Consider the following 314-nt stretch of genomic DNA (forward strand, 5'->3'; position numbering starts at 1 on the left):
CTTTTACGGCGCTAGTAGATAAAGGCTATCACAACGGTAGAGAAATAGCAAGCTGCAAGGAGAACAATATTACCACCATTGTAGCCCAACCCGATCAAGGCAAGAGCAACGAAAACGGCACGCAACCGGAGTATTTTGTAACAAAGTTTATTTACAACAAAGAAGCAAATACCTACACTTGTCCGCAAGGTGCAACGCTAAGCACTACTGGTCGATGGCACAAGAAAACAGGTCGAACAGAGGAAAGTGGTTATAGGTTCCAAAAATACCGCACACCAGCTTGCAAAACCTGTCCAGTAAAAGACCAATGTACC

General features: G+C 44.3%; 1 pseudogene. It reads left to right on the forward strand.

The window, feature by feature from the left end:
- Positions 1 to 314, forward strand: a pseudogene (locus G6042_RS00505) (IS1182 family transposase); the annotation flags it as partial.

Origin of the sequence: Flavobacterium solisilvae (genome assembly GCF_012911605.1) — a bacterium.
In the GTDB taxonomy this organism is placed as follows: Bacteria; Bacteroidota; Bacteroidia; order Flavobacteriales; family Flavobacteriaceae; genus Flavobacterium; species Flavobacterium solisilvae.